This is a genomic window from Pseudescherichia vulneris (assembly GCF_902164725.1).
GTDB lineage: Bacteria > Pseudomonadota > Gammaproteobacteria > Enterobacterales > Enterobacteriaceae > Pseudescherichia > Pseudescherichia vulneris.
This window is the reverse complement of sequence record NZ_LR607338.1, coordinates 1139374-1146890: the sequence shown is the minus strand read 5'-3', so window position 1 is coordinate 1146890 and position 7517 is coordinate 1139374. Positions and strand designations below refer to the sequence as shown.

Annotated in this window: 6 protein-coding genes and 1 pseudogene; 2 read left to right on the top strand and 5 right to left on the bottom strand. The window is 56.5% G+C overall.

What is annotated here, in order from left to right:
* From FN633_RS04680 to FN633_RS04665, 4 genes are all read right to left on the bottom strand, one after another.
* Positions 1–218: cytochrome ubiquinol oxidase subunit I (locus tag FN633_RS04680; protein ID WP_154058831.1), on the bottom strand; the 218-nt coding region annotated here is incomplete at its 3' end.
* Between the two features lie 17 nt (positions 219–235).
* Positions 236–733, bottom strand: coding sequence for a helical membrane plugin domain-containing protein (locus FN633_RS04675; RefSeq protein WP_154056907.1), 498 nt, complete (start codon positions 731–733; stop codon positions 236–238).
* Positions 733–3705: a formate dehydrogenase subunit alpha gene (fdhF, locus tag FN633_RS04670; RefSeq protein ID WP_154056906.1), complete on the bottom strand. Its 2973-nt coding sequence runs from the start codon at positions 3703–3705 to the stop codon at positions 733–735. The genes FN633_RS04675 and fdhF overlap by 1 nt, the downstream gene beginning before the upstream one ends.
* A gap of 185 nt (positions 3706–3890) precedes the next feature.
* Complete coding sequence (locus FN633_RS04665; RefSeq protein WP_154056905.1) at positions 3891–5159, bottom strand: MFS transporter; 1269 nt, start codon at positions 5157–5159, stop codon at positions 3891–3893.
* A 448-nt stretch (positions 5160–5607) separates the two neighbouring features.
* Between FN633_RS04665 and FN633_RS04660 the strand changes: the two genes are divergently transcribed.
* Together FN633_RS04660 and FN633_RS04655 are read left to right on the top strand one after the other, a co-directional pair.
* On the top strand, positions 5608–6258 hold the full coding sequence (locus FN633_RS04660; RefSeq protein ID WP_154056904.1) for a carboxymuconolactone decarboxylase family protein: 651 nt from the start codon (positions 5608–5610) through the stop codon (positions 6256–6258).
* Between the two features lie 87 nt (positions 6259–6345).
* Positions 6346–7061 (top strand): annotated as a pseudogene (locus tag FN633_RS04655) (aldo/keto reductase).
* Between the two features lie 134 nt (positions 7062–7195).
* Here FN633_RS04655 and FN633_RS04650 read toward each other — a convergent pair.
* Positions 7196–7492, bottom strand: a complete 297-nt coding sequence (locus FN633_RS04650; protein WP_154056903.1) for a contact-dependent growth inhibition system immunity protein — start codon at positions 7490–7492, stop codon at positions 7196–7198.
* Positions 7493–7517: the final 25 nt, after the last annotated feature.

The window sequence follows — 7517 nt, the reverse complement described above, 5'->3', positions numbered from 1 at the left end:
CCGGTCACCACGCCGACCGCGACGTTCAGCGCGAATACCTTGCTCCAGTACTTATAGAGATCGCGATAAACCTGTTGTTTACGCCACAGCCACAGCCCCTCCAGCAGCATCAGCCACTGGGCGAGGCCGATGGTGAAGGCCGCCAGCACAATGTGAAAGCCGATGGTAAAGGCGAACTGGCTGCGCGCCAGCCATAAAGCCGTCTCCTGGCCTAACATGCATCCTCCACGGAAACTTAAGCGTCGCTGGGTTTGCCGCTAAACGAGGAGATGGGCTTGTCTACCTCCTCCTCCATACGGCGCGAAAAAGCCTTCATGCCGTTGAGCAGCGGCATGAGAGAGTGCCAGAGCTCGTCGTCATGCAGCATTTTCCAGGCACCGCGCGCGCCCGGCGCGCTGCCGTCCGCGCTTTGCGGCTGCTGTTCCTCATGGCCTTCTCGGCTCAGTTCGGCCATAAAATCACGCAGGCCGAAGGCGAGTTTGTACATGCGCTCCGGCGGGATGGTAGAGAGCGCCATCAGCAGCACGGAGATATTCTGGATGACGTTCAGCGAGCCTTTACGGCTCAGGCCGTCGACAATCACCTTAAGCCAGTCGTTGTTGCTGGCCACCATGTCGTTGGCAAGGCGCAGCACGCCATGCTCATGCAGCGTCTGCAGCAGACGCTGAAGCTCTTCCTCGGCGGTGGGGCCGATGACTGGCGGCTCCACCTGATAATCAATCGCTTTAGCCATTAAAATTTCTCCGGATTCGGGGCCTGTTCGGGCGGTAGGCGATAGTCGTCGCGCTGCCATTTCTCCTCAACCTGCACGTGCGGTATCGGCGTGCGGTTGCCGTAGCGGAAGTTGTGTCGCGGCAGCGGAGAAGGGTGTGGCTCGCGTGAAAGCTTCTCCAGCCGGATAGCGATCTCTTTATAGGCCGGTGTGTTGACGTCCGGATCGTGATGCTCGCCCGTCAGCAGGTTAATGCCTGGCTTGCCCTGGTGGATAGAGATAAACAGCGTGCCGCCCGCCACGCGATCGGTGACAACCACCGGCACCTCCAGCGCGCCACGCCGTGAGGTGAGTTGCACCCAGTCCCCCTCTGCAAGGCCGCGCTCGGCGGCAAGCTCAGGGCTAATCTCCACAAACCAGTCCGGTGACAGTGACGTCGTGCGCCCACCGCGTCCGCTCTGGTTGGTCGCCTGGAAATGCTCCAGCATGCGGCCGTTGTTGAGCGTCAGGTCGTACTGTGCATCAGGTTCTTCCTGCGGCGGCTGCCACTCAAGTGGATAAAGCACGGCGCGCTTGTCGGGGAATTTAAAACCGCCGGTATACAGCAGCGGTGTGCTCTCGCCGTCGGGCTTCACCGGCCAGAGCTGCGAATTCCATCCCTCCAGCCGCTCATAGCTAACGCCCGCGAAAAGGGTGGCGATGCGCGCCGCTTCGGCCATAATCTGCGACGGGTGCGTATAGCCCCAGTCGTGTCCCATGCGGGCGGCAAGTTCGGTGAGAATGCGCCAGTCCGGTCGGCTATCTCCAAGAGGCTTCAGCGCCTCGTAAAAGCGCTGAATACGCCGCTCGGTGTTAACGTAGGTGCCCTCTTTTTCCACGCTTGGGCAGGCCGGCAGCACCACGTCGGCGAACTGCGCCGTACGGCTGAAGAAGAGATCCTGCACTACCAGAAAATCGAGGTTGGTAAAGCCCTCGTGAACGTTAGTGGTGTCGGCGTCGGCAAAGGCCGTCTCTTCGCCAATCACATACATGGCACGAATTTGTTTCGTGCGTGCATGCTCAACCATCTCGAAGTTATCCGAGCCCGCCTCCAGCGACAGCCGCTCCGGCTCGATGCCCCAGGCGCGTGCCCACTTTTCGCGCACGCTTTCATCGGTTACCGACTCGTAGCCGGGGTAGTAATCTTTCAGGCAACCGAAGTCGCTCGCCCCCTGCACGTTGTTATGACCGCGCATCGGGTAGCCGCCAGTGCCGGGACGACCATAGTTGCCGGTTACCAGCAGCAGGTTAGAGAGCGCGGTGCTGGCATCCGCACCGTGGCTGTGCTGGGTGATGCCCATCGCCCAGACAATGCAGACGGCGCTTGCCTTGCCGATAAGCTCGGCGGCGGCAGTGAGTTCCTCAACGGAAAGCCCCGTGATTTCTGCCGCGAACTCCAGCGTGAAGGGTGCCAGCGACTGGCGATACGCCTCCACCTGGTTGACCCGCTCGGCCAGAAACGCCTCGTCAGCATAGCCGTTATCAAACATATAGCGGGCCATCGCCGAGGCCCATACCATGTCAGTGCCGGAACGGGCGCGCAGGTGCAGGTCGGCGCGCTCGGCCATCTCGTGACGGCGTGGGTCGACGACCAGCAGCTTCTGTCCGTGATGCTTTTTCGCTGCTTTCAGCTTTGCTGCAATAACCGGGTGGTTTTCAGCGGTGTTACTGCCGACGATGATCACCAGGTCCGCCTTCTGCAGATCCTCGATTGTGCCCGCGTCACCGCCGTAGCCGACAGTGCGGAATAAACCCTGAGTCGCGGGGTTCTGGCAGTAGCGGGAGGAGTTATCTACGCTGTTGGTGCCGATAATCAGACGGGCGATCTTCTGCGTGAGATAGGCCTCTTCGTTGCTGCCTTTGCTGGAGCCGATAAAGCCAATGCTCTGCGGGCCGTGCTGGTCGCGAATGTGCAGCAGGCGGCGCGCCACCAGCTCCAGCGCTTCGTCCCAGCTCGCCTTGCGAAAGCGGCCATTTTCACGAATAAGCGGCGTGGTAAGACGCTCTTTATCGTTAATAAAATCCCAGGCGAATTTGCCCTTCACGCAGGTAGAGATACCGTTGGCGGGCGCGTCGGCCATCGGCTGCACTTTCAGCACGTGGCGGTCGCGGGTCCAGATCTCAAAGCTGCAGCCGACGCCGCAGTAGGTGCAGACGGTTTTGGTGCGTTTGATCTCTGGCTGACGCCAGTGCATATCCATCACCGAAATACCAGTGACGATTTCCGCGCCGGTGGTGTTTTCTACCGCCTTCACCAGATCGATCATGGGACGCTTAAGCGACTGTTTCATGCTGGTAAACGGCCCGGCGTCCGGCTGCATCGTTTTCTCAAGCAGTGCGTTACAGGGGCAGACGGTGACGCAGTGGCCGCAGCTGACGCAGCTCGAACCAGCGATGGTTTCACCGCCGTCCCACAGCACACGCGGGTGTTCCATGGTGTAGTCGATGCTTAACGTTTCATTCACTTCTACGTTCTGACATGCCTCCACGCAGCGGCCGCAGAGAATGCACTGATCGGGGTCGTAGGTGTAGAACGGGTTGGAGTGGTCTTTCACGTAGGGTTTGCGCTGGTATTCATAGCGCTGAATGGGGATATGCATATCCGCCATCGTGTTGTGCAGCGTGCAGTCGCCGGTGTTGTGCTCGCAGACGGTGCAGTAGAGCTCATGCTTCGCCAGCAGGCGGTCCATCCCTTCATGCTGCGCCGCCTCGGCAAGCGGCGTGCGGCTGGCTATCTCCATGCCTTCCGCGCTTTTAAGCGTGCAGCCGCGCACTAGTTCGCCATTGTATTCTACCCAGCAGACATCGCAGGTTTGCATGGGTTCAAGGGAGGGGTGGTAGCAGACATGGGGGAGCTTCAGGCCACCCGCGGTTAGAAAATCGATTAGCGGGACGTTCGACGGGCCAGTCACCGGCCTCCCGTCGTAAAACAGGGTACACAGGGGTTCGCTCATTTTGCTTCCTCAACCTTGCCAATTGCCATCGGCAAACCGCGCCGCAGCAAAGTGAAAGCGTCTTTTTCCACAGGAATGCGCTTTCGTTATAGTTATTTAAAGGTAGCCACGGTTGCGGGCGTTCGCCAGGCAAGGGAGGATTTGTTGAAAACGCCACCTGCGGTTGCTGGTGGCGTATTTTTTCGTTAGAACGTCTCTTGCGGGATCAGGGTTTGAGCAGGGGTTTTAAGCAGCATCCACAGCAGGATTGCGCCGACCACGTCGAAGCCGGAGAGCACGGCAAACAGCGGGCTAAAGCCGACGGTATCGGCCAGTGCGCCTACCACCAGCGCAAACAGGGTGCTTGCCGTCCAGGCCGCCATGCCGGTGAAGCCGTTGGCGGTCGCCACTTCGCTAGAATCAAACATATCGGAAGAGAGGGTGATCAGCGCCCCGGAGAGCGACTGGTGGGCAAACCCGCCGACGCACAGCAGACCAATCGCCACCATCGGACTGCCGAACAGCCCTACCATGCCGGGCAGGATCATCAGCGCTGCGCCCATGGTAACGACCAGCTTACGAGAGACGATAATGTTAACCCCAAACATTTTCTGGAACATTCCCGGCAGATAGCCGCCCACGATGCAGCCTACGTCGGCAAACAGCATCGGGATCCAGGCAAACATGGCGATATCTTTCAGGCTAAAGCCGTAGGTATGCACCATAAACAGCGGGATCCAGGCATTGAAGGTCCCCCACGCCGGTTCGGCTAAAAAGCGCGGCAGCGCGATGCCCCAGAACTTACGCTGTTTCAGCAGGTGACCAATGCGCACCTTCTCCACATGCTCCTTCTCCGGCTGTCCGCCGGTGATGTAGAGATACTCCTCTTTGGAGAGGGATTTGGCCTTTGCCGGGCGGTTATAGGTGAAGTACCAGCCCGCAGCCCACAGCACGCTGGAGACGCCGACGATGATAAAGGCCAGTCGCCAGTCGCGCATAAAGATCGCCCAGGCCACCAGAGGAGGCGCAATCACCGCGCCGATAGAGGAGCCGACGTTAAAGTAGCCCACCGCCACGGAGCGCTCGCGATCCGGGAACCACTCGGTCACCGCTTTCAATCCGGCAGGGATCATTGCGCTTTCGGCAAAGCCGCCGAGGCCACGGAAGAACGCCAGTCCCGTCCAGCTGGTAGAGAACGACGCGCCGATGCAGAACACGCCCCACAGCAGACCAAAAATTGTATAGCCCATTTTGGTGCCAAGCGAATCCAGGATATACCCCGCGATTGGCTGAGCGATGGTATAGCAGGCGGAGAAGGTAGCAATAATCCAGGAGTATTGCTGCGTAGTGATGTGCAGATCGCTTTGTAGCGTGGGTGCCGCTGCCGAAATGGTGTTTCTGGTTAAATAGCAAAGAACGGTACCGAGCGTCACCAGCGAAACCATAAACCAGCGCATATGACCTATTTTGCGCATACATACCTCTTTTTTAATGCAATAGACTGGCTGACCGCTGCAAAGCAGCAGGCAAAGAATCGAATAGAGATAGAGAGGAAACGCAGCGTTACATAGAACGTCGGCGCGTTATTGCTGCCCGGCCCTGGACTTGTATTTGTTATCTTGCTCACACTTCGGAGGCATGATGAACCGTTGTTTCACTATTTTTTGTGATCTAACTCAATTTAGTTGGCAAGTCGTACCGGGGGAGTTTTGGTGTGTGATCGGAGTCACACTTTATGGGTAGGTGAGAGGTAGGCCGGGTAAGGCGAAGCCGCTAAGCGGCATAAGAAACTGGTAAGACTCATGAGTCCACTTCATAAGCTCATGCTCTTTTACGCCATTTTTAAATACCCTGAATCCGATAATATTACTGATGATATTACGTTCAGACGAATAGCTATGGCTAGTTTCAGGAGTATCAGACATGCAGCAGCAAAATACCATTACCGATATGCTTACTGCCCGCCAGCAAGCTATTCCTTTCATTGCGGCGTCTATGGCAGTCGGCAATATGGAGAAGCTCAACGCCGCCCTTAACCATGGACTGGATGCTGGCCTGACGATAAACGAGACCAAAGAGATCCTCGTTCAGCTGTATGCCTATACTGGGTTTCCCCGTAGCCTCAATGCGCTGGGTGAGCTCATGAAGGTGGTTGAAGCACGTAAAGCACGCGGTATTAACGACGCGCAAGGGAGAGAGCCTGCCGCCCCCGTTCCCGTAGGCGATGAGCTTCGGCGCATAGGGACAGCCAACCAGACCACCCTCTCCGGCGCACCGGTGCAGGGCCCACTGTTTGATTTTGCTCCGCTCATCAATCAGTTCCTGCAAACCCACCTCTTCGGCGATATCTTTGCCCGCGACAATCTCGACTGGCAGAGCCGCGAGTTGGCGACCGTCGGCGCATTAGCCGCTATGCCGGGCGTAGAGTCTCAGCTGCTCGCCCACGTGAAAGCCAGCCTGCGGGTGGGGCTAAGTGCCGGACAGCTGCGTCAGCTTGCTCAGGAGTTGCGTAGCAACGGCGATGCCGAGGCGGCCGCACGTGCCGAAAAAGCGCTGGAGCAGGCGCAGGATTAATGACCTGAGCTAATTAGCCCAAAAACATCTCTCTTGTACGATCCCGTCAGCAAGTGTTTAACCATAAAACCGAAGAGGTACGACGTAATGCAAAAACGTTATCTTGGTCAATCTGGGCTTGAAGTGTCGGCCCTGGGTCTGGGCTGTATGGGCCTGAGCCACGGCTACGGCCCGTATGTGAACGAAGAGGTAGTTGGGGAAGCGTTAAAACCGTTTCGCGATCGGGTTGTTATCGCCACCAAGTTTGGCTTTACCTTTGGTGATGACAATAAGCAGCAGATTTTAAACAGCCGTCCGGAGCATATTCGTGAGGCAGTAGAGGGCTCGCTGCGCAGGCTTAAAACTGACGTTATAGCATCGTGTTGATCCTGACGTGCCTATCGAAGACGTTGCCGGAACGGTAAAAGACCTGATTGCCGAGGGTAAGGTTAAACACTTTGGCCTGCCCGAAGCGGGCGCGCGGACCACTGTGGTGGCGCGAGCCAGAGCAGGAGATTTTGCCGCTGCTAGAGGAGTTAGGCATTAGCTTTGTGCCGTTCAGCCCGCTGGGCAAAGGGTTCTTAATGGGGGCGATTAAAGCGAATACGATCTTTGGCGAGGATGATTTCCGTCGCAGTGTGCCGCGTTTCGCTGCCGAGGCGCTGGCGGCTAATGAAAAACTGGTCGCTCAGCTGACCGTGCTGGACGCAGCAGAGATTGTTCTTTCTCAGAACGATTTGCAGAAAATTAACCAAGTGCTTGAGACGGTTAAAATAGTCGGCGATCGCTACTCCGCCGCACATCAGGCTCGTGTAGGCCGTTGATAGTTAATCTAACTTTTGATAATTATCGAGAAAGACTTTCCGTCAAACTGCCATTACTAAGTAAAGTCTCGCTATTCTGACAAGGATGTCAGATAACGGTTAACCATATTCGTTCAATCGCTATTTATATAAATCTATTGTTCCGAGCAGATCTGACGAACTGTCATCAGGAATTGATAAGCAGTGGTTTCCCAACACTCGGGAGAAAAATCAAGATCGTATCTTCTTCTGAACTCCTCTTCGATACCATCGCCATAGGCGGATATAAAATCATCTATCTCTTCTATGAGATCTTTTAGCATCCAGCCCGGAGAGGATTTCTTGAATAATCTTACTATTCCTTCAATCGTGTCCTCACCATCATTGATAATGTCGGCATCCTGGTTGAAGTAACCAAAAATGAGCTGGTCAAGAAAATGAAAGTTTTGCATCTTATGCCTCTGGCAGGGCTACTTT

What these genes read in the sequence shown, in the direction of transcription:
- FN633_RS04665 (WP_154056905.1), bottom strand. Translation starts at nt 5,159, where the DNA reads ATGCGCAAAATAGGTCATATGCGCTGGTTTATGGTTTCGCTGGTGACG.
- FN633_RS04650 (WP_154056903.1), bottom strand. Translation starts at nt 7,492, where the DNA reads ATGCAAAACTTTCATTTTCTTGACCAGCTCATTTTTGGTTACTTCAAC.
- fdhF (WP_154056906.1), bottom strand. Translation starts at nt 3,705, where the DNA reads ATGAGCGAACCCCTGTGTACCCTGTTTTACGACGGGAGGCCGGTGACT.
- FN633_RS04660 (WP_154056904.1), top strand. Translation starts at nt 5,608, where the DNA reads ATGCAGCAGCAAAATACCATTACCGATATGCTTACTGCCCGCCAGCAA.
- FN633_RS04675 (WP_154056907.1), bottom strand. Translation starts at nt 733, where the DNA reads ATGGCTAAAGCGATTGATTATCAGGTGGAGCCGCCAGTCATCGGCCCC.